This is a genomic window from Aureimonas sp. Leaf454 (assembly GCF_001424685.1).
Taxonomy (GTDB): domain Bacteria; phylum Pseudomonadota; class Alphaproteobacteria; order Rhizobiales; family Rhizobiaceae; genus Plantimonas.
Genome location: NZ_LMQT01000001.1, coordinates 40,755 through 63,994 on the forward strand (window position 1 = coordinate 40,755; position 23,240 = coordinate 63,994).

At 67.9% G+C, this 23,240-nt stretch carries 19 protein-coding genes; 7 read left to right on the forward strand and 12 right to left on the reverse strand.

All coding sequences use genetic code 11. The features are described 5' to 3' along the window. Positions 1-76: 76 nt before the first annotated feature. The gene (gene glf / locus ASG43_RS00170) at positions 77-2,341 is read right to left on the reverse strand and encodes a UDP-galactopyranose mutase (protein ID WP_082490609.1); all 2,265 of its coding nucleotides are present in this window, start codon (positions 2,339-2,341) and stop codon (positions 77-79) included. 234 nt (positions 2,342-2,575) lie between these two features. Continuing rightward, complete coding sequence (locus ASG43_RS00175) at positions 2,576-3,802, reverse strand: glycosyltransferase family 4 protein (protein WP_244487931.1); 1,227 nt, start codon at positions 3,800-3,802, stop codon at positions 2,576-2,578. Between the two features lie 220 nt (positions 3,803-4,022). On the opposite strand from ASG43_RS00175, the gene ASG43_RS00180 reads away from it, so the two are divergent. Continuing rightward, the gene (locus ASG43_RS00180; protein WP_056498872.1) at positions 4,023-4,931 is read left to right on the forward strand and encodes a hypothetical protein; all 909 of its coding nucleotides are present in this window, start codon (positions 4,023-4,025) and stop codon (positions 4,929-4,931) included. Between the two features lie 94 nt (positions 4,932-5,025). Here the strand turns inward: ASG43_RS00180 and ASG43_RS00185 are convergent, their stop codons facing one another. Next, positions 5,026-5,214, reverse strand: coding sequence for a hypothetical protein (locus tag ASG43_RS00185; protein ID WP_056498874.1), 189 nt, complete (start codon positions 5,212-5,214; stop codon positions 5,026-5,028). Positions 5,215-5,461: 247 nt separating this feature from the next. Here ASG43_RS00185 and ASG43_RS21905 point away from each other — a divergent pair, with 247 nt between their 5' ends. Further along, a complete protein-coding gene (locus ASG43_RS21905; protein ID WP_082490505.1) occupies positions 5,462-6,268 on the forward strand; it encodes a cell wall hydrolase in 807 nt (268 codons plus the stop codon). Positions 6,269-6,347: 79 nt separating this feature from the next. On the opposite strand, the gene ASG43_RS00195 is transcribed toward ASG43_RS21905, so the two are convergent. From ASG43_RS00195 to ASG43_RS00220, 6 genes are all read right to left on the reverse strand, one after another. Further along, on the reverse strand, positions 6,348-7,355 hold the full coding sequence (locus tag ASG43_RS00195; RefSeq protein WP_056498877.1) for a zinc-binding alcohol dehydrogenase family protein: 1,008 nt from the start codon (positions 7,353-7,355) through the stop codon (positions 6,348-6,350). Then, complete coding sequence (locus ASG43_RS00200; protein ID WP_056498880.1) at positions 7,352-8,335, reverse strand: ABC transporter permease; 984 nt, start codon at positions 8,333-8,335, stop codon at positions 7,352-7,354. The genes ASG43_RS00195 and ASG43_RS00200 overlap by 4 nt, the downstream gene beginning before the upstream one ends. 25 nt (positions 8,336-8,360) lie before the next feature. Then, entirely contained in the window at positions 8,361-9,887 is a 1,527-nt protein-coding gene (locus tag ASG43_RS00205) for a sugar ABC transporter ATP-binding protein (RefSeq protein ID WP_244487932.1), read from the reverse strand. 242 nt (positions 9,888-10,129) lie between these two features. Then, positions 10,130-11,128 (reverse strand): ABC transporter substrate-binding protein, encoded by a 999-nt coding sequence (locus tag ASG43_RS00210; protein WP_056498886.1) that lies wholly within the window; start codon positions 11,126-11,128, stop codon positions 10,130-10,132. Positions 11,129-11,274: 146 nt separating this feature from the next. Further along, the gene (locus tag ASG43_RS00215; protein ID WP_056500847.1) at positions 11,275-11,703 is read right to left on the reverse strand and encodes an RbsD/FucU domain-containing protein; all 429 of its coding nucleotides are present in this window, start codon (positions 11,701-11,703) and stop codon (positions 11,275-11,277) included. Positions 11,704-11,809: 106 nt separating this feature from the next. Further along, positions 11,810-12,799, reverse strand: a complete 990-nt coding sequence (locus tag ASG43_RS00220) for an aldo/keto reductase (protein ID WP_056498888.1) — start codon at positions 12,797-12,799, stop codon at positions 11,810-11,812. 158 nt (positions 12,800-12,957) lie between these two features. Here ASG43_RS00220 and ASG43_RS00225 point away from each other — a divergent pair, with 158 nt between their 5' ends. The 5 genes from ASG43_RS00225 to ASG43_RS00245 all read left to right on the forward strand — a co-directional run bounded on the left by ASG43_RS00225 (position 12,958) and on the right by ASG43_RS00245 (position 20,848). Further along, complete coding sequence (locus ASG43_RS00225; RefSeq protein ID WP_056498890.1) at positions 12,958-13,881, forward strand: GntR family transcriptional regulator; 924 nt, start codon at positions 12,958-12,960, stop codon at positions 13,879-13,881. A 186-nt stretch (positions 13,882-14,067) separates the two neighbouring features. After that, positions 14,068-14,703 (forward strand): TetR/AcrR family transcriptional regulator, encoded by a 636-nt coding sequence (locus ASG43_RS00230; RefSeq protein WP_244487933.1) that lies wholly within the window; start codon positions 14,068-14,070, stop codon positions 14,701-14,703. Positions 14,704-14,765: 62 nt separating this feature from the next. Beyond that, positions 14,766-15,953, forward strand: coding sequence for an efflux RND transporter periplasmic adaptor subunit (locus tag ASG43_RS00235; RefSeq protein ID WP_056500849.1), 1,188 nt, complete (start codon positions 14,766-14,768; stop codon positions 15,951-15,953). Continuing rightward, on the forward strand, positions 15,950-19,567 hold the full coding sequence (locus ASG43_RS00240; RefSeq protein WP_056498897.1) for an efflux RND transporter permease subunit: 3,618 nt from the start codon (positions 15,950-15,952) through the stop codon (positions 19,565-19,567). The genes ASG43_RS00235 and ASG43_RS00240 overlap by 4 nt, the downstream gene beginning before the upstream one ends. Before the next feature lie 78 nt (positions 19,568-19,645). Further along, positions 19,646-20,848, forward strand: coding sequence for a bis-aminopropyl spermidine synthase family protein (locus ASG43_RS00245; RefSeq protein ID WP_162244653.1), 1,203 nt, complete (start codon positions 19,646-19,648; stop codon positions 20,846-20,848). On the opposite strand, the gene ASG43_RS00250 is transcribed toward ASG43_RS00245, so the two are convergent. Genes ASG43_RS00250 through ASG43_RS23020 form a run of 3 tightly spaced genes read right to left on the reverse strand, consistent with a single transcriptional unit; the run spans position 20,842 to position 23,191 of the window. Next, positions 20,842-21,117 carry an acyl carrier protein gene (locus ASG43_RS00250; protein ID WP_056498902.1) on the reverse strand — a complete coding sequence of 92 codons (276 nt, stop codon included), beginning with the start codon at positions 21,115-21,117 and terminating at the stop codon, positions 20,842-20,844. The genes ASG43_RS00245 and ASG43_RS00250 overlap by 7 nt on opposite strands. Then, the gene (locus ASG43_RS00255; RefSeq protein ID WP_056498907.1) at positions 21,114-22,841 is read right to left on the reverse strand and encodes a hypothetical protein; all 1,728 of its coding nucleotides are present in this window, start codon (positions 22,839-22,841) and stop codon (positions 21,114-21,116) included. Before ASG43_RS00255 ends, ASG43_RS00250 begins: the two co-directional genes overlap by 4 nt. Then, positions 22,838-23,191 carry an S-adenosylmethionine decarboxylase gene (locus tag ASG43_RS23020; protein ID WP_056498910.1) on the reverse strand — a complete coding sequence of 118 codons (354 nt, stop codon included), beginning with the start codon at positions 23,189-23,191 and terminating at the stop codon, positions 22,838-22,840. The genes ASG43_RS00255 and ASG43_RS23020 overlap by 4 nt, the downstream gene beginning before the upstream one ends. Between the last annotated feature and the right edge of the window lie 49 nt (positions 23,192-23,240).

Genomic DNA, 23,240 nt, shown 5'->3' on the forward strand with positions numbered 1-23,240 from the left:
CCGAGGCCGGACGGCTCCAGGCTGTCGGTCGCGAGGCAGATGCGCAGTCTTGTGCCGGCCTCTGACGTGGATCCGCTCAAGGCGTCGGGCTGGCCGTCACGAGGGCGGAACCGAGGGCCGCGCCCGTGCGCGGTTCACACATCCGCCGATAGGTCGCAAGCGCCTGCCCGACCACCTGATCCATGTTGTAGTAGCGATAGGTGGCCAGCCGTCCGACGAAGTGAACGTCCGGACGTTCCGCCGCCAGTCGTTCGTACTGGCGATAGATCGCCTGATTTTCCTCGCGCGGGATCGGATAGTAGGGATCGCCGCGATCGGACGAGACCTCGTAGCTGATGCTGGTCCGGGCATGCACCTGACCCGTCAGATGCTTGTATTCGGTGATCCGCGTGTAGGGCGTCTCCTCGCCGGGATAGTTCACGACGCCGACCGGCTGGAAGCGTTCCACGTCGTGCGTCTCGTGGCGGAACGACAGGCAGCGATAGGGCAAGGGCCCGAAGCGGTGGTCGAAGAATTCGTCGATCGGCCCCGTGAAGACCGTGCGCTCGGCGTCGAGATCGGCCGCCGCGTCCCGATGGTCGACGCCGGTCTCCACGCGGATGAGGGGATGGTCGAGCATGCGCTCGAACATGGCCGTGTAGCCCTTCGCCGGCATCGCCTGGAACGTGTCGAGGAAGTAGCGATCGTCGGTCGAGGTGCGCGTCGGCACCCGCGCCGTCACCGACCGATCGAGCTCCGAGGGGTCGAGACCCCACTGCTTTCGCGTGTAGCCGCGAAAGAACGTCTCGTAGAGATGCCGCCCGACGGTCCCGACGACGACGTCCTCCGAGGTACGGATATCGGAGACGGGCTCGGCCTTGGCCGCGAGGAAGGCGGCCGCCTCCGCGTCGCTCGTGAGGTCGATTCCGTAGAGACCGTTCAGCGTCGTCCGGTTGATCGGGATCGGCAGAAGCTTGCCGGCGACGCTCGCCAGCACCCGGTGCTCGTAGGGCCGCCATTGCGTGAATCGCGACAGATAGTCGGCGACCGCGCGGCTGTTGGTGTGGAAGATGTGCGGCCCGTAGCGGTGCACCAGGATCCCGGCGGCGTCGTGATGATCGTAGGCATTGCCGGCGATGTGGTCGCGCCGGTCGACGACGAGAACGCGCTGGCCGGAACCGGCGGCGAGACGCTCCGCAAGGACCGCCCCTGCAAATCCCGCCCCGACCACGAGGACGTCGAAGGGCTGACGCCGCCCCGCGGGACGGACGCTCGGCGCAGCGAGGCCCTCGTCGTTCGCGGCCGGCGCGCGGGCCGTCCGCCCCTGGATCACCGCCTCGCCGAGAAGGCGGGCCATCCGGTCCTGCGTGAGGTCCCAGGACATGTCGGCGAGCAGCGCATCGGCCTCGTCGCGCCAGGCGCCGGCCTTCGGCAGCGCCAGCATCGCCTCGCAACCCGCGATGAAATCCTCTGCGTCCCCGGCGACATGGACGCCTGCGATGGCCCCGTAATGGCGCTCCACGTCCTTGATCGACGTCGAGACCACCGGGCGACCGCCGGCCAGGTATTCCGGCGTCTTGGTCGGGCTGATGAAGCGCGTCGCCTCGTTCCGCGCGAAGGGCATCAGCGCGACGTCCCATCCCGACAGGTAGGCGGGCAACTCGTCGTAGGAGCGTCCCCCGATCCAATGAAGGTTGGGCCGGTTCGGCAGGCTGGCGGGATCGATCTTCACGACGGGTCCGATCATGACGATCGTCCAGTACGGGCGCGCCGAGGCCAGCCGGTCCACGAGGTCGAGGTCAATGCGCTCGTCGATGACGCCGAAGAAGCCGAGCAACGGTCCGGTCTGTGCAGGCTGACCCGCAGGCGCGGCCGGTCCGGCCGTTCGCGCCTTGCCGAAATGGGCGGCATCGACCGCCGACGGAAACGGATGAATGTTCGGATGCCGATCGCGCTTGGCTTCGTAGAGGCTGTAGCCGCCGGTGAAGACCACGTCCGCGCGTCGAAGGAGAGCATCCTCCTCCGCGATGAGGCGGGGATCGGCGAAGGCGAAGTTCGCCAGTTCGTCCATGCAATCGTAGACGACGGCCGCAGCCGCGACGTCGCGGGCGAAGGCGAACATCATCGGCGTGTAGAACCAGAGAACCGGGGGCGCCGTCAGGCTGGTCTCGACCAGCATGCCGAGCAGCATGGCCAGCCCGGCCTCGCGCTCGGCCTGCGTCCACCAGTGGGGCAGCCGCGGGCGGATCGCCGTCAGCCCGTCCTTGGGAAACGGATGATATTCGAGATAGGGCAACGGATGATCGCACGGGATGTGTTCCTCGAAGAAGAACACCCGCCGTCCCGCCGCGAAACGCCGCATCAGGTGCTGGGGACGCTGCACCACGAAGTCCCAGCGCAGATGCGAGAAGCAGATGATCGCCGGCTCTTCACCGCCGAACCGCACGGCTTCGCCCGCCCCTTGGTTCTGCGAGACGCCGCGCTGGGGGGGCGGCGGGGAAGAAGCGTTCGACAAGGCGGTCTCCGGTCTCGCAGTGCGGGAGACGGGAGACTTAAACGCGCAGGCCCCGACGGCGACGGGCAATCGACGCCTTTATCAAGTCGGGCCTATGCTCCTTGTGAACCGCGCGACGGTTCGCGGCCATATCCACTGCTCCATGGCGGCGGCGCGCGGATCGTAACGGTCGAGATGGGCCAGAACGTCGGCAATGCCGTCCGCGAAGCCCTCCGCCGTGGCCGTGCGTCCGGTTCGCGGCGAAATGAACTGCAATCCGCAACGCAACCCCTCATTGGCAAGGACCGGCAGCCCCGCCAGCATGTACTCGGTCAGGATGGCAGGCGCCCCGTCGTCGACGCCGCAAACGACCCCGATGCGCGCGCGGTTCATGAGGGCGTTGACCTCCTCGAAGGAAACGCCGGGCGGTCCGACGAAATCCACCGACAGCCCGCGGTCTGCGGCGTCACGCCGCAGATCGTCCGCCATTTCGCCATAGCCGAAGACGCAGAGAGCACGCACCGTTCGCGGCAGGCGCGCCAGCGCGTCGAACAGGATGTCGTGCCGCTTGTAGGGCTGCGCGGCCGCGACGTAGATCACGTCGTAGTCCTTACCGACACCGAGCGGGCGGAAGGTCTCGGGATCGGCGAATTCCGGACCGATCGGCATGATCTCCGTCGCCATGCCCGGATGTCGCGCGCGAACGGCCTCCGATTGCCACTCCGCCCCGGTCAGGACGAGGTCGAAATGCCGGCTCACCTCCGGCGGCACTCGCAGGGCCGGCGCGTCGATGGAATTGTAGATCTTGAAGCTGCGGGCGCAGGCCTTGAGAATCGTCTCGTCGATGCCGAGCCCGAGCACGACCAGGATATGCGGCGCGCCGTGGACTTGCAGAAAGCCCAGCATGTCGTTCGAAGCGAACGGCGCATGTTCCCGGTCGAGCCGAAACGCCCGGCGGACGAGAAGCGGCCCGTCGCGCCCAACCGGCCCCGGCCCCTCTCCCCGCCAATGGTGCCAGATCTCCGCATGATCGACGAGCCCGGAGCGCACGCAGGCCAGGGGCAGGCGCTCCAGATAGCCGCCGACGACGGACAGATGAGGACGCAAGGCGGCGATGTCGGTCGATCGTCCCCAGGGTGCGTCGCACGCGGTCCGGCGCCAGTGCGCCTGCGCGTCCTCCATCGTGATCGCGTCCCCCGCGCGGGGCGGCCAGCCCTCCACGAGATCGCCGATCACGACGACCGTCGGCACGTCGCTGAGCTGCAGAGCATCGCCCGAGCGGAGCCTGGATGCCTCGCCGCTGCGGCGCAGCGTTGTGTGAACTGTCATGGAAGAGCTCATGTCGATTCGGTCGGCGCTCGATAGACGCTCGTCGCGCCGACCGCCAGAGCCACCAGAGCCATGCCGACGCAGATGGCCACCGTGTCGGCCAGCTTCTGCCTCATTTTTTTGCGACCAGCCCGAACTTTATGGCGCACTGAACGTTTCGGGAGCCTCCAGTGCAATCAGTCCGGTCGCGAAGACGCCGGCTCCGCCGAAAGTGTATCCCATGAGTGAATCGAGAAACGCCGCGCTTCGCACGGACGACGTCGTGACATCCTCCGTTCGAGACGACGTGCACACGTCCTTGCTGAACAAGGTGTCCTGGGGCGCGATCTTCGCCGGCATCGTCGTCGCGGTCGTCGTTCAGGTCCTTTTGACCATGCTGGGCGTCGGCATCGGCGTCGCCACGATCGATCCCGCCAGTGGCGACAGCCCGATGGTGAGCACGTTCTCGATCGCAGCCGGCATCTGGTACGTGGTGTCCGGTCTCGTCGCGTCCTTCGCCGGCGGCTATGTCGCCGCACGCATGTCCGGCAAGACCGTCGCGACGACGGGTGCCCTGCATGGGCTCACCACCTGGGCCGCGACCACGCTGCTCGTGATCTATCTTCTGACGACCGCGGCCGGCGGCATCATCGGCGGAGCTTTCAGCGGCATCGCGTCCGCCGTCGGCGGCATCGGTTCGACGGTCGCCCAGAGCGCCGGCCCGACCCTTGCGCAGATCAACCCGCTCGACCAGCTCGAGCAGGAGATCCGTGCGACCGGCACCGACCCCGAGGCTCTGAACGCGGCGGCGGTGAGCGCCATGCGCGCCGTCGTCACCGGTGACGAGGCCGAGAAGGCCGCGGCCCGAGATCGGGCTGCCAACGCCCTCGCCAGCGCCCGCAACATTCCGGTCGAGCAGGCCCGCGCCGATGTCGACCGCTATGAGGCTCAGTACAACCAGGCCGTCGAGACCGCCAAGCAGAAGGCCACCGAAGCCGCGGACACCGCTGCCTCGGTCGTCTCCACCGGTGCTCTCCTCGCCTTCTTCTCGCTGGTCCTCGGCGCGGTCGCCGGCTGGCTCGGCGGTCGCTCGGGCGTTGTCCATCCGGTCTATGCCGACCGCGTCCTGCCCGCGCGTCGCGGCCTCTGATCCCCGCCGCATCGAAGCTGAAAAGCCCCGGATCGAAAGATCCGGGGCTTTTTCGTTGAGATCGCATCGTCGCGGTCGTGCGAAGGACAGGAGGTCAGCTAACCTCCGGCATCCTCTGCGCGACATGGCCGCGGATCGCGTCGCGCTCGAGCGCGGCTTCTGCCTGATCGAATCCGTCCTTCCAGTCGGTCCAATCGTGTGTTCCGAACCGGTTCGGGTTGTCGGCGCGCCGCCCGCCGTCCCGGAACGCCTTCGCGCCTTCGTCCTTGTGTCGATTGCTCATGGGATGCCTCCGACGCCCTTCGCGCGCAGCGATCGGTCGAGCTTCGGGCTTTTTTGAGTCCGGTTCGACTCTCCATCGCCATTTCACCGCGTTCGGTCGGCGTGATCGAAAGATGCAGGACCGGACGAGGCCGAAGACGGGCACGCGAACCTTGCCGCGAGCTTGCCGCTCAGCCTCGTGCACGAACCTTTAAGCTTTCCAGATCAATTTCGGTCGACACGTCCTCGACACGGGAAGCCCGAAGCCGATGCCTCGCGCCCTGCCCCGCCTGTGCGTCTCGTACGCCGCGCGCTCCACGCCTCTGCTCTGCCTCGTCCTGCTGGCGGGATGCGCGGGAAGACCGAGCCTGACGGCGGAAGACTGCATGGCGCGGGCCATGTATTTCGAATCCAACCGATCGAGCGCCGAGGGCATGCTGGCCGTCGGAACCGTCGTCATGAACCGCGTCAAATCCGGCAAATATCCAAGATCGGTCTGCGGCGTCGTCGGCCAGAAGAAGCAGTTCGCCGGCGGCGTGCTGACGAAGAAGATGGGCCGCGGACGCGATCTCGCCTACAAGACCGCGCGAAAGGTTCTGCGCGGCCAGAAGCATGCAGCGGTCGGCAAGGCGATGTTCTTCCACACCGCCGGTTATTCGTATCCCTACGACAACATGCATTACGTCACGATCGCCGGCGGCAACGCCTTTTACGAGAAGAGGCGGAACGCCTCCTCGACGCAGGACGACGTTCGCCGCCGCGAAGCGCGTCTCGAGTTCACGCCGCCGGGCCGAGGGACGGCCCCTTCCGTCGATCCCGCGCGCTATGGCCGGCGGGACGCCGTGCCGATCGGCCTGTCAGACCCCATGACCGCCCGAGCGCCCGGCCTGCCGGACAGCGCCGGCGATCTCCGCAGCTTCTCGTCCGACTGGACCTCGGTCGCCACGGGCGAAGCGCTTCCCGCGCCTTCGGCAGCGCCCCTCTCGGCGGCCGAGATGCCGCAGCGCATGCCCGAGCCTCCCCTCGAAACCTATCCCGACGAACCCGGCGTGACGCTTTATCCGGTCGCGCCGTAACCCGGCCCGTCCGACCGCAGCGGACGCGCCGCCGTCCCGTCCGCTGAAGGCCGGTTCGCCAGGCGAGCCGGCGATCCGGTCACAGGTCGATGATGGCCTTGATCAGGCCGCTCTTCTCGTGCGCCCAGCTTTTGATGCGCTCGGGCGCTTCTTCCAGCGTCGCGCGGTGCGTCGCGAGCCGGTCCGTCGGAACCTGCCCGGCGCGGATCGCGGCCATCACATGCTCGAAGTCGACGCGCGTGGCATTGCGGCTGGCGATGAGACGCATCTCCCGCTTGTGGAATTCGGGATCGGAAAAGCGGATCTCGTCCCGCACGACGCTGACGAGAACGTAGCTGCCGCCATGCGCCACGAACGAGAACCCCGCCTCGATCGAGCGGGCGTTGCCGGTCGCGTCGAACACGACGTCGAATCCGTCGCCCTCGGTCATGTGCGCGATTTCGCCGGCGGCTGCCGGACCCGCGATCACCGAGCGCTCGAAGCCGAGCGCCTCGCGGGCGAATCCGAGCCGCTCGACGCTCGTATCGAGAAGCGTCACGTCGAGACCGGCGATCTTGGCGAAGATCGCCGCGCCGAGCCCGATCGGCCCGATGCCGATGACGAGTGCGCGGGCGCCGGGCTCGGCCTCTGCGCGGCGAACCGCATGGGCTCCGATGGCGAGGAACTCGACCATCGCCGCATCGCGCAGCGACAGATCACCGGCCGGGTAGAGATTGCCCTCCGGCACCACGATCCGTTCGCGCAGGCCACCGTCGGTGTGGACGCCGAGCACGGCGATCCGCGTGCAGCAATTCGGCTTGCCGCGGCGGCAGGCGATGCAGGATCCGCAGGAGATGTAGGGATTGACGATCACGGGCGTGCCGGGCGCCATGTCGATGCCCGCCGATGCGGTGACGCCGGACAACTCATGGCCCATGATCCGGGGATATTCGAGGAACGGATGCTTGCCCTCGGTGATGTGGTAGTCCGTTCCGCAGATGCCGACGTGACGGATGTCCACGGCGATCCAGCCGGGGCGGACCTCCTCGGCCACGGCGTCGTCGACGAAGTCGAGCCGGCCGGGTTCGCGCGTGACGACCGCCCTCACCGTCCCCGTCTCCGCAGACCGTCGAAGTAGACGATCACGATGATGAGGCCGCCGGTGATGATGCGCTGCCAGAACGAGTTCACGTTGAGAAGATTGGCGCCGTTGTTGATGGTGGCGAGGATGAAGGCGCCGATCAGCGGTCCCTGCACCGACCCCACCGCGCCGAAGAGGCTGGTGCCGCCGATGACGGAGGACGCGATGGCCTGGAGCTCCCAGCCTTCCGCCTGCGTCGCGTTGCCGACGCCGATGCGGGCGGCCAGGAGGATGCCGACGAAGGCCGCGCAGAGCGCCGACAGGCTGTAGGCGAGGTAGATCATGCGGGGGACGTTGACGCCGGACAGCCGCGCCGCCTCCGGATTGGAGCCGACGGCGAACAGATAGCGGCCCCAGCGCGAGCGGTGGAGGAAGAAATAGGCGGGAACGGCGACGACGATCACCATCCAGAAGAGGTTCGGGATGCCGAGAAAGCTGTTGCGCGAGAACTCGTTGAAGCCCGCATTGGTGATCGAGATGGTCGAGCCGTTGGTGATGAGAAGCCCGATGCCGCGCAGAGCCGTCAGCGAGGCGAGTGTGATGATGAAGGGCGGCAGGCCCATCCGCACGATCCCGAAACCGTGGAAGAGGCCGATCGCCAGGCCCATGAGAAGGGTGAGGAGGATCGCAGCCCAGACGGGAACACCGGCTTGCAGAAGCCAGGCGATGACGGTCGTCGAGAAGCCGACGATCGCGCCGACCGAGAGATCAATGCCGGCGGTGATGATGACGAAGGTCTGCCCGAGCGCGAGGATCGCGATCATGGAGCCTTGGCGCAGGAGGTTGGCGATGTTGTTGGAGGTCGCGAAGTTCGGCGTCGCGGCCGCCAGCGCGATCCAGAGCAGCACGAGCAGGCCGAGCAGCGTCAGCGCGAAGAGGAAGTTCCAGTTCCGCCGGGGCTTGACGGCGGCGGCGGCCGCGTTGGCGTTCGAAGTCTGAAGCGTCATGGGGTCCTCCCGGAAGTGTTGGCCGTCAGACGCCGATGGCCTGGGCGAGGATGTCTTCATGGCTGGCCGCGCGGTGCTGGCGCGTCGCGACGAGCCGGCCGGTGCGGAAGACATGCAGCGTGTCGGCCAGTTCGTAGACCTCCGGCAGGTAGGAGGAAATCAGGATGATTCCCGCTCCGTTCTTCAGGAGGCGCCCGAACAGGCGGTAGATCTCGGCCTTGGTTCCGACGTCGACGCCGACCGTCGGCTCGTCGAAGATGAAGATCTCGGCCCCATGGTTCAGCCATTTGCCGATGACGATCTTCTGCTGATTGCCGCCGGACATCGAAGAGGCGAGCGAGGCCCGGCTCGGCGTCTTGATCTGAAGGTCCCTGATCTGCTGGTCGGCGTGTTCGGCCTCCAGGCGCTTGGAGATCGTCAGCCCGCGCGTCAATCGATCGTAGATCGGAAGATTGAGGTTGAGCCCGATCGGAAGGTTCAGCGCGAGGCCCTGGTCGCGGCGGCTCTCGGGAGCCAGCGCGATGCCGAGATCGATCGCGGTGCGCTCCGACCGGATGTCGACGGGCTTGCCCTTCCACAGGATCTCGCCCGCCGTCTTCGGTTGCCGGCCGAAGAGGCCGAGCGCAAATTCGGACCGCCCCGCCCCGATCAGGCCGTAGAGCCCGACGATCTCGCCGGCGCGGACCTGGATCGAGATGTCCTCGAAACCCGGACCCGACAGGCCGCGCGTCTCCACGAGCACCGGTCCGAAGGGGATCGTCTCCTTGTGGTAGATCTGTTCGAGCGTGCGGTTGATCATCATCGCGACGAGCTCGGCGTCGTCGGTCTCGTGGATGAGGCGGGTGCCAACGAGCGTTCCGTCCCGCAGGACCGAAACGCGGTCCGCGAGCTCGAAGACCTCCTCCATGCGATGGCTGATGTAGACGATCGTCACGCCCTCCGCCTTCAGGCGACGGATGAGGGCGAAGAGCTGGGCCGCCTCCTGCCGTGTGAGATAGGCGGTCGGCTCGTCGAAGATGAGGAAGCGCGTGCCGCGGAGCGAGGCCCGGGCGGTGGCGACGAGCTGTTGCTGTCCGATGGTCAGCGAGCCGAGCAGGGCGTCCGCCGGCAGCTGGAAGCCGAGATCGTCGAGGATCTTCTGCGCCGCGCGGTTCATCTCGCGCGACTGGAGAAGCCCGAACCTCACCTTCTCGTCGCCGAGGAAGATGTTGGCGGCGACCGTGAGGTGCCGGCACAGAACGACCTCCTGATGCACCGCGTTGATACCGCGGTCGATCGCCTCCTGCGGGTCGGCCAGGGCGACCGTCTGGCCCTGCCAGAGAATGTCGCCGCCCGAGCGCCGGATGACGCCCGTGAGAAGCTTGATCAGCGTCGACTTGCCCGCGCCATTCTCGCCGACGATGGCGTGGACCTCGCCTTGCCGGAAGGCCAGGGATGCAGGCTTCAGCGCGAGAACGGGACCGTAGCTCTTCTCGAGTCCGCGCAGCTCCAGGATGGGGGCAGTCGACGGGATGGACGCATGGGGCGCGGCGGGTTCGATGACGCTCGACACGGCACGACTCCTCGAAATGGAGGGCGAGGACCGCCGCCCCATGCGCGAGGCATCGGGCGGCTGCTCTCAGACGAAGCGAAGCGGGACGCGACGGTCCGCAGGTCGTGGCCGCGGCGCCGCCCGGCCAGGGCCGCTGCGGACGCCTGCCGCATCGGCCCGAGGATCGGAATGCAACTCCGGAACATTCGATGCCCGGAGAGCGAGGGCGCCATGCGCCCGAAGGCGCCCGGCGCCCTCGAGCCTTACTGGACCTTCGGGTTCAGGAGCTCCTGCGAGCGCGGCTCGTTCATGTTCTCGGTGGTGATGAGGTTCGCGCCGGTGTCGACGAACTTCTCCACGCTCTCCTTCTTGGAGGCCGCGAGCGCCGTCTTGATGCCGTCGTAACCCATCCGGTACGGGTCCTGAACGACGAGCGCGGAGATCACGCCGTCCTTGAGGAAGCCGACCAGACGATCGTCGGAGTCGAAGCCGATCAGCGCGACCTTGTCCTTGACGCCGTTCTCCGCGACAGCCTGGCCCGCGCCCTGCGCCATGATGAGGTTCGAGGCGAAGATGCCGACGAGGTTCGGGTTGGCGGTGAGAAGGTCGGTCGTGATGTTGAGGCCGGTGGCGGCCTGACCGTCCGCATACTTGTCGGCGACGAGCTTCAGGCCGGGATACTTGGCGGCGAGCTGCTCGGTGAAGCCTTTCTTGCGCTCCTCCAGGGAGCCGGCGTTCGGCGCGTTGGTGATGAGCGCGACCTCGCCCTCCTCCTTGCCGGTCTTGGCCTTGATGGCGGCGGCGAGGCCGTCCGCCGCGATGCGGCCGCCCTGCACGTTGTCGGTCGTCAGGAACGACGTGAAGGCGTCGGACTCGGCCGAGGAATCGATGCCGATGATCGGAACGGACTTGGCGGCTTCGGTGATCGGGGCGCCGAGCGCGCTGCGCTCGGTTGGCGCGATCACGATGGCGGCGGGCGAACCGGAGACGGCGTTCTCGAGAATGGAGATCTGGCCGTTGATGTCGGTCTCGGCCTGCGCGCCGAGCTCGGGAACCTCGACGCCGAGGTCCTTGCCGGCCTGCCGGGCGCCGGCGAGCACGATCTGCCAGTAGAAGGAGGTCGTGTCCTTCACGATGATCGGAATGGTGGGGTTCTGCGCGAAGGCGGACGGCACGCCCGCTGCGAAGACGCCGACGGAGAGCGCGATGCCCGCGAGAAGCGAACGACGGGTCGTGGAAGCGGCACGGGATGCAATGGTCATGCGAGGGTTCCTCCCTGGATCTCTGGTGAAAACGCCGACTTCTGCGTCGATCTGTTCTTTATTGGGTAAGAGACATGGATGAAAATATCCGTTTGCCTCGACGAATGCAACGTGTGTTCCAAAAATTTTACGCCTTCCATCTCGGGTTACCCGTCGATCAGGACCCCCGTCTTCAGGATGAGGTTGCCGTACAGCCGACGCTCCCCGGTCGCGACGATGAGCTGAGCCTTGCGGGCGCGCTCGTAGAAGGCGAAGCGTTCGATCGACTGGATGGGAAAGTCCCCCGCCAGCCGAAGGACGACGTCTTGGAACAGGCGGCAGACCTCCGGCTCCTCGTCGGGACGGCCGACCACTTCCATCCGGAACGCGGCATCTTCGAACGTGTCGAGCGGCAGATGGGTCAGGATCGCCTCGGCCGCGGCGACGGCGTCGATGCCGTCGAGGCGCACGACCTCCGGGCCGATCGAATGGCTCGGGAAGTTCGCGTCGGCGATGACGACCTCGTCGCCATGCCCGAGGGCACGCAGGGCGCCGAGAAGATCGGGGCCGAGCAGGGGATGGATGTGGCGCAGCATGGCAACCTCTTCAATCGGTGCCTTCGCGATCGAAGGCCGGGACCGGAACATTCGTTCGCCGCGAGGCGGCAGGTGGAGCTTCGAACCGAACGGTGTCGACGCAAGATCAGAGCATGATCGCGTCGCGGTCGAACGACGACAGCGCCGCATCCGAGACCGGCGACGACAAGAGTTCGAGATTGCGCGACAGGCTCGATGCCTTGGCGGTGCCGATGAGCACCGTCGAGACGACGGAGGATGCGAGCGGAAACTGGAGCGCCGCCGCGGCCAGCGGCACGCCGAGACGTTCGGCCGTCGCCGACATCCGCTCGACGCGGCCCACAATGTCCGGAGAGGCCGGTCCGTAATCGAAATGCGCGCCCTCCACGGCGCCGGTGGCCAGGATTCCCGAATTGAAGACCCCGCCGACGACGAGCGTCGTGCCGCGGGCCTCGCAGAGCGGAATCAGATCCGCGACCGCCGATCGATCGAGAAGCGAGTAGCGGCCGGCGAGCAGGATGCAGTCGAGCGGCGCTTCGTGCAGCACGTTCAGGCAGACCTCGACCTCGTTGACGCCCAGACCGTACGCCCGGATCGTGCCCTCCGACTTCAATCGCTCGAGGGCCTTCAGTCCGCCGTCGAGAAGATCCCGGAGATGGCGCTCATTGCCCTCCGCGCCGTGCGTATAGGCGCCGATGTCGTGAACGAAGGCGATGTCGATCCGGTTCAGCCCGAGCCGGGCGAGGCTGAACTCGACCGAGCGAAGGATGCCGTCGTGGGAATAGTCGTAGTCGATCGCGAAGGGCAGCGGGTCGACATATCCATGCTCGGGAACCTCGTTTTCCGGAACGGGGCGCAGCAGTCGGCCGACCTTGGTGGAGAGGACGTATTGGTCGCGCGGATGGTCTCGCAGAAAATCGCCCGTGCGGCGCTCCGAGAGGCCGAAGCCGTAGAAGGGCGCGGTGTCGTAATACCGGATGCCGGCATCCCAGGCGACGCCCAGCACCTCCAGGGCCGCCTCGCGCGGAACGGCACGGTAGAGCCCGCCGATGGCCGCGCCGCCGAAGCTGACTTCGGTGACCTCGAGCTCGGTGCGACCGATCCGCCTGCGTTTCATGCGTCTCTCCCCTGCCGAGCGGACGCGTCTCCTCCACGCGCCTTGCCCAGCGACGGCAGGCGTAACGCAATTGCTTTTCATCGACAAGAAACATTTTCCGGCGCTATAGAGTCACGGGCCGGCCAGGACCGGAGACTCCCTTTCGCGATCGAGCTGCCGTGTCGAAGCCGAACACCCTCTTCAAGGAGGCCTACAATCGGAGCCTGCGCCTCCTGGAAACGGCGGACGGGCTGCCGTCCGAGACCGAGCTCGGCGCCGCTCTCGACGTGAGCCGCACGACGGTTCGCTCCATTCTCGGCCGCCTCGAAGAGGGCGGTCTGATCCGCTGGAACAAGCGCGAGAAGACCCTCCTGCGCCGGCCCAAACGCGCGGACTATTACCCCGACAGCGAGACCGATCCGCTGTCCCAGATCATCGAGCGCGGCTTCATGCACCGCATCCTCGCCGGCGGCGCCCATGCCGGCGATCTCATCGGGGAAGCCGACATCGCGCGCGATCTCGGGGTCGGCGTTTCGGCCGTGCGGGAGTTCCTCATCCGTTTCAGCCGGTTCGGCCTCATCGAGAAGCGTCGCAACAGCCAGTGGGTCCTCAAGGGTTTCACGCGAGAGTTCGCGCTTGAGCTGACGGAGGTGCGCGAGATGTTCGAGCTTCGCGCCGTGCAGCGCTTCGCAGCCCTGCCGCCCGACAATCCCGCCTGGCTCCGTCTGGACGAGATGGAAGCGGAGCACCGCACCTTCCTCGAAACGGTGGAAACCCGCTACGAGGCCTTTTCCGAACTCGACGAGCGCTTTCACCGCCTCATCCACGAGGCTTCGCGCAATCGCTTCGTCATCGATTTCTACGACGTGATCTCGATGATCTTCCACTACCACTACCAATGGAACAAGACGGGCGAGAAGGATCGCAACCGCGTCGCGCTGTCCGAGCACATCGACTACATCGCCGCGCTGAAGTCGCGCGATGCGACGGAGGTCGAGTTCTTCTGCCGGCGGCACCTTCGCTCCGCCCGCACGACGTTGCTCCAGTCGATCGCCCCGGTCGGCGCACCACCGGGTCCGCCGGCCAACGACCCTGAGACCTGACGCTCTCCCGTCTCCCCTTCCCGACCTCCTGCCCCTCCAGCCGTCCACCTTAGTCCCGGCCCTGGACGACACGTCGTCCCGCCGAGGTGGATCCCGGCTGCTGCACCGCGACATCTCACCGTCTTTCAGCCATAATGCCCCGAGATTATGAGAACGATCGTTCGCTCTCCGCTGGATCCTGTCGCCTTGTCTTATTCCGCTACCGTCACGCCTCAGGGCCCCGGATCCTCCAACGCGCAGGATGCCCGCCGCAAGCAGATCCTCGCCGCGGCGCGGGCCTGCTTCGCTCGCTCGGGTTTCCACGGCGCATCCATGGGGCAGATCTGCAGCGAGGCCGCGATGAGCCCAGGTGCGCTCTACCGCTACTTTCCGAGCAAGGACTCCATCATCGAGGCCATCGCCGAGGAGGAACGCATCGGCGCCGGTGAATGCATGGAGATCTTCTTCGGCAAGGGATCCCTCGTCGATCGGCTGGTTCTCAGCGCGATGGACTATCTGGAGAAGTCGATCGCCGAGGCGACCGGCGGCCTGATGATCGAGATCGTGTCGGAGAGCATCCGGAACACCGCGATCGGCGAGCGCTTCCACGCCATCGAGAGCGATGTGCGCAGCACCATCCGGGCCGCGCTCGACGAGGCGCAGAAGACCGGCGAGATCGGCGCGGATGTCGATCTCGACATCGCCTTGGTCATGCTTCTTGCGGTCGGCGACGGTCTCGTCATGCGGCTGCAGCTCGAGCGGCGCGTCGATCTCGGCGCGATGGAGCCGTATCTGCGCCGGATGATCGCCGCCATCCTCGCCGGAGCGGAGCGCGCCTCGTGATCGCCCTGTTGAATACCCGCCCCTTCCGATCCCGGAGCCCCTCGCGTTTTCCGATGTTTGCGATGATTCTGCGTTCCCTTGCCCTCGCTCTCGCCATCACGGCGATCCCTGTCGCCGCCGGGGCCGAGGACATCGCCCCCGTCTCGACCGCCGCGCCCAAGCCTCCGAGCGTCACCGTCCTGCCTGCGCGGCAGCGCGAGCTCGTCGCCCGCGTCAGCGTGACGGGAACGCTCGTGCCGCGCGAGACCGTGGTCGTCGGCTCGGACATCGCCGGCCTTCGCATCGAGGCGCTGCTCGCGGACGAAGGCGACCGCGTGGAGGCCGGCGCCGTGCTCGCCCGTCTCTCCACCGACATGATCGAGGTCGAGCTCGCGCAGAACCAGTCCCAGGTCAGCCGGGCCGAGGCGGCCATCGCGCAAAGCCGCGCGCAGATCGAGGAAGCGAGGTCCGCGAGCGTCGAAGCCGAGGCCGCCTTGGGGCGCACGCGCTCGCTGCAGGAAAAGGGCATCGTCGGGCAGGACATCCTGGACCAACGGATTTCGGCCGCCGCGGCCGCGCGTGCGCGCCTGTCCAGCGCCGAGCAGGGCGTCGCGGCCGCGGAGGCCGATCGCAATCTGGCGCTGGCGCAACGCCGCGAACTGGAACTGCGGCGCGCCAAATCCGAGATCAAGGCGCCGACCGCCGGCCTCGTCCTCTCCCGCGCCGCCCGCCTCGGCGCGATCGCCTCCTCCACGTCGGGAGGTCTTTTCGAACTGGCCCGCGACGGCCTGATCGAACTCGACGCCGAAGTCAGCGAGACCGTTCTCAATGCGTTGAAGACCGGCCAGCCCGTGACCGTCAGCCTCTCCGGCGGCGGTGCGGCGGTCGAGGGCAAGGTCCGTCTCGTATCGCCAAGGGTGGACGAGTCCACGCGCCTCGGTCGCGTCCGCATCGCGCTCCCCGCCTCGGATCAGCTGCGCAGCGGCGCCTTCGCCCGCGGCAGCGTCGAGATCGCGCGGAGCCGGGGGCTCACCGTGCCCCAGACCGCCGTCGTCGTCGATGCCGACACATCGCGGGTCCAGGTCGTCAAGGACGGCAAGGTCGAGACGCGGACCGTCGAGACGGGCATCCAGGCCGGCGGCCAGATCGAGATCGTCTCGGGCCTTGCCGACGGCGACACGATCATCTCGCGAGCGGGGACCTTCGTGCGCGAAGGCGACCTCGTCACGCCCGTCGAGCAGACCGAAGCATCGCTGGAGGTGCGTCCGTGAACTTCAACATCTCCGGCTGGGCCATCAGAAACCCGGTTCCCCCGATTCTCCTCTTCGTCGTGCTGGTGGCGCTCGGCATCGTCAGCTTCATCAACCTGCCGATCACGCGCTTCCCCAATATCGACGTGCCCGTCATCGCGGTGACCGTCATCGAGCAGGGCTCCGCGCCCTCCGAACTGGAAACCCAGGTCACCAAGCGGGTCGAAGACGCGATCGCAGGCGTCGCCGGCATCAAGCACGTCACCTCCACCATCACGGACGGCCAATCCGTGACGGCGGCCGAATTCCGGCTGGAGGTCGATACCGATCGCGCGCTGAACGACGTGAAGGACGCGATCTCCAAGATCCGCACCGATCTTCCCCGCACGGTGGAAGAGCCGATCATCCAGAGGATCGAGGTCGAGAACCAGTCGATCGTCACCTATGCCGCCTCCTCGCCGGGCCGGACGCCGGAGGAGCTTTCCTGGTTCGTGGACGATGTCGTCGTGCGCGCGCTTCAGGGTTTGAAGGGCGTCGGCCGCGTCGAGCGGATGGGCGGCGTGGAGCGCGAGATCCAGGTCCGGCTCGACCCCGACCGGCTGGCGGCCCTCGGCGTCACCGCCTCCGACGTCAATCGTCAGCTTCGTTCGACCAATGTCGACCTCTCCGGCGGTCGCGGCGAGTTCGGCGGACAGGAACAGGCGATCCGCACGCTCTCGTCCGCCGCGACCGTGGAAGGGCTCGCCGGAACGCGCATCTCGCTGCCCGGCGGCCGGCAGGTGCGGCTCGAAGAGCTCGGCGCCGTCGTCGATGCCTGGGAGGAGCCGCGCTCCTTCGCGCGCCTCGACGGGCAGCCTGTCGTCGCCTTCTCGATCTACCGGTCGAAGGGCGCCAGCGATGCCTCCGTCGCCGATGTCGCGGAGGCCAAGGTCGCCGAGCTCGGCGCGGCGCATCCGGACGTCACCTTCTCGAACATCGACAATTCCGTCACCTATACCTACGGCAATTTCGAATCCGCCATGGAGACGCTCGCCGAGGGCGCGCTGCTCGCCGTCATCGTGGTGCTTCTCTTCCTGCGCGACTGGCGCGCGACGGCGGTCGCCGCGATCACCCTGCCGCTGGCCGCCATTCCGACCTTCTGGGCGATGTCGGTTCTCGATTTCTCGCTGAACCTCGTCAGCCTCCTCGCGATCACCCTCGTCACCGGCATCCTCGTCGACGACGCCATCGTGGAGATCGAGAACATCGAGCGTCACATGGCGATGAAGAAGTCGCCCTACCGCGCGTCCATGGAAGCGGCCGACGAGATCGGCCTCGCCGTCATCGCGATCACCCTGACGATCATGGCGGTCTTCGCGCCGGTCTCGTTCATGGGCGGCGTGGCGGGTCAGTATTTCAAGCAGTTCGGCCTGACCGTCGCCATCGCCGTCTTCTTCTCGCTCCTCGTCGCACGGCTGATCACGCCGATGCTGGCCGCCTACTTCTTCCGCCCGCATCGCCACACCGGGCCGGGCTTTCGCCGGCTGCTCGGGCGTTACCTCCTGATCGGCGTGCCGCTCGGCGCGCTCGGGATCGGCGCGCTCTTCGCACTGGCCGCCCTCCCCGGCGCCGATCCCGCCAACCCCCTCGTTCGCTTCGCCGCGCCCTACGCGGCCGCTCTGCCACCCGTGTCCTTCGACCGCGCGGCGGAGCTCGCCCGGATCGTCATGGGCACGGTCGTCGGCCTGGCGATCCTCTTCGCCTACCTGAACCGGCCCCATCCCGAGGAGGAGCGCGACGGGTTGTTCATGCGCGCCTATACGGGCTTCCTCAGGGGCACCATTCACACCTTCCGGATCTGGACGCCCTTTCACCGCCGGACGTCATCGGGCGAGCGTCGGCGCATCCGCATCCCGTTCGGCATGCGATGGGTGACGCTCTGCGTCGGCATCGGTCTCTTCGTCTACTCCCTCGGCCTCACCCAGAACCTTCCGACCGGCTTCATTCCGAAGGAAGACGCCTCGCGCATCGTCGTCTCGCTGGAGCTTCCCCCCGGCTCGACGCTGGCGCGCACCGAAGCCGTCACCGACGCCGCCGTCGCCAGCATCCGGGAGCTACCGGAGGTGCGCAGCGTGCTCGTGATCGGAGGATCGAGCCCGACCGGAACGCTCGAGGTTCGCCGCGCGGCGCTGACGGTCAACCTCACGCGCAAGTTCCAGCGCTCCCGCAGTCAGGGCGAGCTGGAACCGGTGATCGCCGAAAGGCTCGCCGCCATACCCGACATTCGATCCTTCTACGTCAACGATCGCGGCGACCGTCAGCTGTCCGTCGGCATTCTCGGCCAGGACGGCGCGAAGGTCGCGGAGGTCGCGGCCAATCTGGAAAGCCAGATGCGGCGCGATCCGATCTTCGCCAATCCCTCCGCCATGGCCTCCTTCGCCCGGCCCGAGATCCGCATCCGCCCGCGCCTCGACGAGGCATCCGATCTCGGCATCGCGCCGGATGCGATCTCGGAGACCGTGCGCGTCGCCACGATCGGCGATGTCGGCGCCAATCTCGCCAAATTCAACGTGGGAACGCGCCAGGTTCCGATCCGCGTCCAGCTGGAGGAAGCCGCCCGCGAGGACCTGTCGACTGTCCGCGGGCTCCGCGTGACCACCGCGTCCGGCAAATCCGTGCCGCTCGAAGCCGTCGCCGAGATCGGCTTTGGACAGGGTCCCTCGACGATCGACCGCTACGACCGCGACCGGCTCGTCAAGGTCGGCACGGATATGGCGCCCGGCCACGAGATGGGCGAAGGGTCGGAGCGCATCAAGACGCTGCCCGCCATCACCGGCATGCCGGCAGGAGTGCGTGTGCAGGAGGTCGGCGACGCCGAGATCCAGGCCGAGGTCTTCTCGGGCTTCGCCTCGGCCATGGGCGCCGGCATCATGATGGTGCTCGTCGTCCTCATCCTCCTCTTCGGAAGCGTCTTCCTGCCGATCACCATTCTGGCCTCGCTGCCCCTGTCGGTCGGCGGCGTCGTCGGGGCGCTGCTCCTGACGAACACGGCCGTCTCCATGCCGGTCGTCATCGGCATCCTCATGCTGATGGGCATCGTCACGAAGAACTCGATCATGCTGGTCGACTTCGCGGTCGAACAGGAGAAGCACGGCATGAGCCAGCGCGACGCGATCATCGACGCCGGCCGCAAGCGTGCGCGCCCCATCATCATGACGACGCTCGCCATGGCCGCCGGCATGGTTCCGGCCGCCATGGCATCGGGCGAGGGCGGGGAATTCCGCGCGCCCATGGCGATCGCGGTGATCGGCGGCCTTCTCGTCTCGACGGTCCTCAGCCTCGTCTTCATCCCGTCCGTCTACACGCTGATGGACGATCTCAGCCACGGCACCGGCCGCGTCTTCGGCTGGCTACTGAAGCCGAACAAGGCCGAGGATGTCGGCGGGCCCGCGCTCGCCATCGCCGGTCCCGCCGCGGCGGAAGAGGTGCCGGTGCTCCCGGCTCCGCCGGCCCAGCATCGCCTCACCGACGAACGACCGGAATCCTGGAAGCGCGTGACGGATTTCCCCCATCGCGCACGCACCGACGAAAGGGACGAGGGGACGAACCACCGGCGCGATGATGATCCGGACGAAATGCAGCCGGCGGCGGAGTAACCGGGAACCCCGGGGGATCCGGCGTTTCGAAGCCGGACGCTCTGGACCTTCGCGCTCCGTCCGCGCATGAAGCCGCTCATGACCGACTTCCAAGAACGGCCCCCGACGCCCTCGACGACCCGCGATCTTCTCGCCGAGATCGCCCGTGCGACCGACCTCCGCGAAGGCCGCGAGGGTGTCGCCCTAGTCATGCGCACGGCGTTTCGCGAAGGACCCCTGCCGCTGCGCGATCTCGCCCGCGTCGTCCGGATGCCGCTGCCGGTCGTCGGCGCGGTGCGGCGCGAACTGGAAGCTCGGGATCTTCTCGAGCGGGGCCAGGGCGTCGCGCTCAGCCCGTCCGGTCAGAGGTTCTGCCGCGAGGAACTCGGTCTTTCCGCGCGGCACGATCCCCGCTGCACCGGCTGCGCCGGACGGGGCATCGTGCTGGAGCCGGCCCTCCACGAGGTCGTCGCGGCGATGACCGCGCACATCGCGGCGGGACCGCCGGTCGACGTCACGCTCGACCAGGCGCCCTGCACGCCCGAAACGTCCGTCCTGCGCGCGCTCGCCATGCACGAGGCCGGCGCGATCGAGGGCCGCGAGATCCTGATTCTCGGCGACGACGACAGCCTGTCCGTCGCCCTGTCGCTGCTCGGCAAGGCGATCGGCGCGGTGCCGAGGCGCCTGACCGTCCTCGAACTCGATCCGGCCCGGACGCTCCAGCTGCAGGAAGCGGCGGAGACCCACGATTATCCTGTCGAGATCCTCGCGCACGACCTCCGCGACCCCTTGCCGGAAACGCTTCGCCGCCGCTTCGACGTCTTCCAGACCGACCCGCCCTATACGGTGGACGGCATGAGCCTCTTCGTCTCGCGCGGTCTCGAAGGGCTTCGCGCGGAGCCGGGCCTGCCCGGCTTCCTGTCCTTCGGCGACCTGTCGCCCGACGACATGCTAGACGTGCAGGAGCGGCTGACGCTCATGGGATGCGTCGCGACGCGCATCCGCCCGTCCTTCAACACCTATGCCGGCGCATCGATCCTCGGCTCGGTCGGCCAGTTGATCGAGCTTCGCACCACGCGCCGCTCAAGACCTTTCGCAGAACGCACAGCGCGTTTCGCGGCGCCGATCTACACGGGCGAAGTCCGGCCGCGCGAGCGGCGCTATCGGTGCAAGTCCTGCGCCACGATCGTAGCCGTCGGCTCGGGCGAGACCTTCGCGACGGTGGAGGCGCTGAAGGAGACGGGCTGTCCCACATGTGGCGGAACCACCTTCCAGCGCCAGCACGCCAAGACCCCTTATTGATCCGGCCGGGCCTCCGCACGCCGCCCGGCCGCCTCGATGACCGAGACGAGCCCCGCTATGGAATCGGCCGCCTCGATCTCCGCCATCGAAAGCTCGACGGCGAAGAGTTGCTCCAGCGCGAGCACGATGCGGACATGGCCGAAGCTGTCCCAGGCTTCGAGATCGGCCGCGCGCGTGTCGATGCCGATCTCGGTCTTCGGCACGTTCAGCACGTCGGCGACCGCGTGAAGAACTTGGGCGAGCACGACGTCGCATTGCGGGTGGCTCATGCCTCGTCCTCGTCCAGTTGCCAACGAATCTCGGGCGCGTCCTGAGCCGGAAGCGCGGATTCACCCACAGGATAGTCGAAGCTGCCGTCCGCCGCGAGCCTCGCGAGGCGCGCGACGAAGGCCTGCGCCGGCGCGTTGCGGGAGAGCGGCGCGACTCGCCCGGCGATGGTGCGGTGACCCGCTCGCCGTGCGAGATCGGAAAGGCCCGCCAGCATCGCGTCCTCGACGCCCCGCTCCAGCGCCCGGCAGGACAGGTAGAGATTGTCGAGAAGGAGCGCATCGCCGGCGGGCGACGCGAGGATCAAACCGACGATCCCATGCGATCCGAAGGCATCGTCGAGCCGGACGACGAGGTCGAATGCCGAGTGTCGCTCCGCCAGGGCCGGCGCGCTCGGCCGCATCTCGTTGAGAATGAACTGGTTGACGCGGCCGGAAAGTTCCGCGGCCCGGCGGAGATCCCCCGTTCCCAGTCGCCGGAACGTCAGCCGCGTACCGAGGGCCGAGAGGAAGGCGCCGATGTCCGGCGCTTCGGCCCGCAACCGCTCGACGCCGGCCTTGGCCTGGTAGCGCTCCGCCCGCGCCGCGCCCTCCGCGTCGCCGCCGAGAAGAAGTGGATCGCACAGAAGCCGGGCGGCGAAGTCGTCGGGATCCCCGGCGAAGAGCCGGACGTCCATGTCGGGATAGCGCGCGGCGACCTTGGCGCAGTTCACGGGATCATCGTCGATGAAAACGGCATGTTCGGAGGCGAGGCCGGTCCGGGACAGGACGCGCTCGACGAGAAGCGCCTTGTCCTCCCAGCCGACCGCCATCGCCGCGACGTCGCCCCGCGACAGGGGCGCGGCGGCACCCGTCGCAAACGCCGCCTCGACATCGACCGTCTCGTTTCGGCTGGCGACGGCCAGGACGATCCCCCGCTCGACGAGGGTGCGCAGCGCGTCGGCATAGGCACGGTTCAGCGGCGGCGTCGCCTCGCCGTCCGCCCGTTCGCCGAGAATGCCCGCCCAGAGCGTTCCGTCGAGATCGGTCACGAGCAGCTTCGGGGCCCGCCCCGCTCGGCGCGCGGCCCAGCCGGCCACGGCGTCGGCGACGCGATCGGCCGCCGCCGGTTTCAAAATCGTCCCGAAGCTTGCGGAAAAGCGCCCATCGAACGCGTCCGCCGGCGCAATGCCGACGTCGAGAAGGTCGGTGTTGGCGCCGAGCGCTCGCTCCGCGAGGCCGGAGCCGAACTGCACGAGGGCGACCGGCACGTGGAGACGCGCGGAGAGTTCGTCCGCCAGCACGCGGAGCGTCGGTTCTCCTTCCGCCCTTCGCACCCCTGCTTCCCCTTGTGGTGCGGCTGCCGACGGATCCAGCAGCACCGCGAGGTCGACCCCGGCGTTCCGTTCCGATCGCCCGGCGAGCGGCGCGAAACCGTCGACGAGCTCCACATCCGGGCGCAGACCGGCGATCCCGAAGGCGACCTCCAGCGCATCGAGCAGCGATTGCGGCTGGATCGGCGCGGCGAAGAGGAGCCGGATCGTCTGACCCGGACGGTTCGGCAGAGCCCGCAGCTGCGCCGCCGTCCGCGCGGCACCGAGCAGGTCTCGGCTGGATCGCAGGGCGCGCGAGAGGGCTGCGGGACCGTCCGCCTGCGCGGCCAGAAGATCGTTGGCGGCGTCGAAACGATTCCCGGCACCGATCGGGGGCGGCAGGAAGCGCCAGCCGGCGCTTGCCTCCCGCGTCAAGCCGGCAGCGGCTCGATGTGCCGCGTGACGTAGGATCGTTCCACGAGCCCGTTCGGGCACAGCCGCGCGGCGACCGCATCGACCGCGGCATCCTCGGACATGTCGGGATTGCAGAGCAGGATGTCGACGAGCACCATCCGGTATTCCGGCCAGGTCGTCAGCATGATGTGGCTTTCCGCGAGGAAGATGATGAGCGTGATGCCGTGCGGCACGTAGCGCATGGCATGCTCGCCGATCGTCGTCGCGCCGGCCGCCGCCGCGCCCGCATAGGCTGCCTCGCGAAGCGCCGCCTCGTCCTCGATCAGGGCCTCGCAATTGCGCATGTCCGCCAGGACCTGCCGGATCTTCATGTCGTCGTTCCCGTCGGGAGGAGGCTCGGCCGCTCGCCGTTGCCTCGGG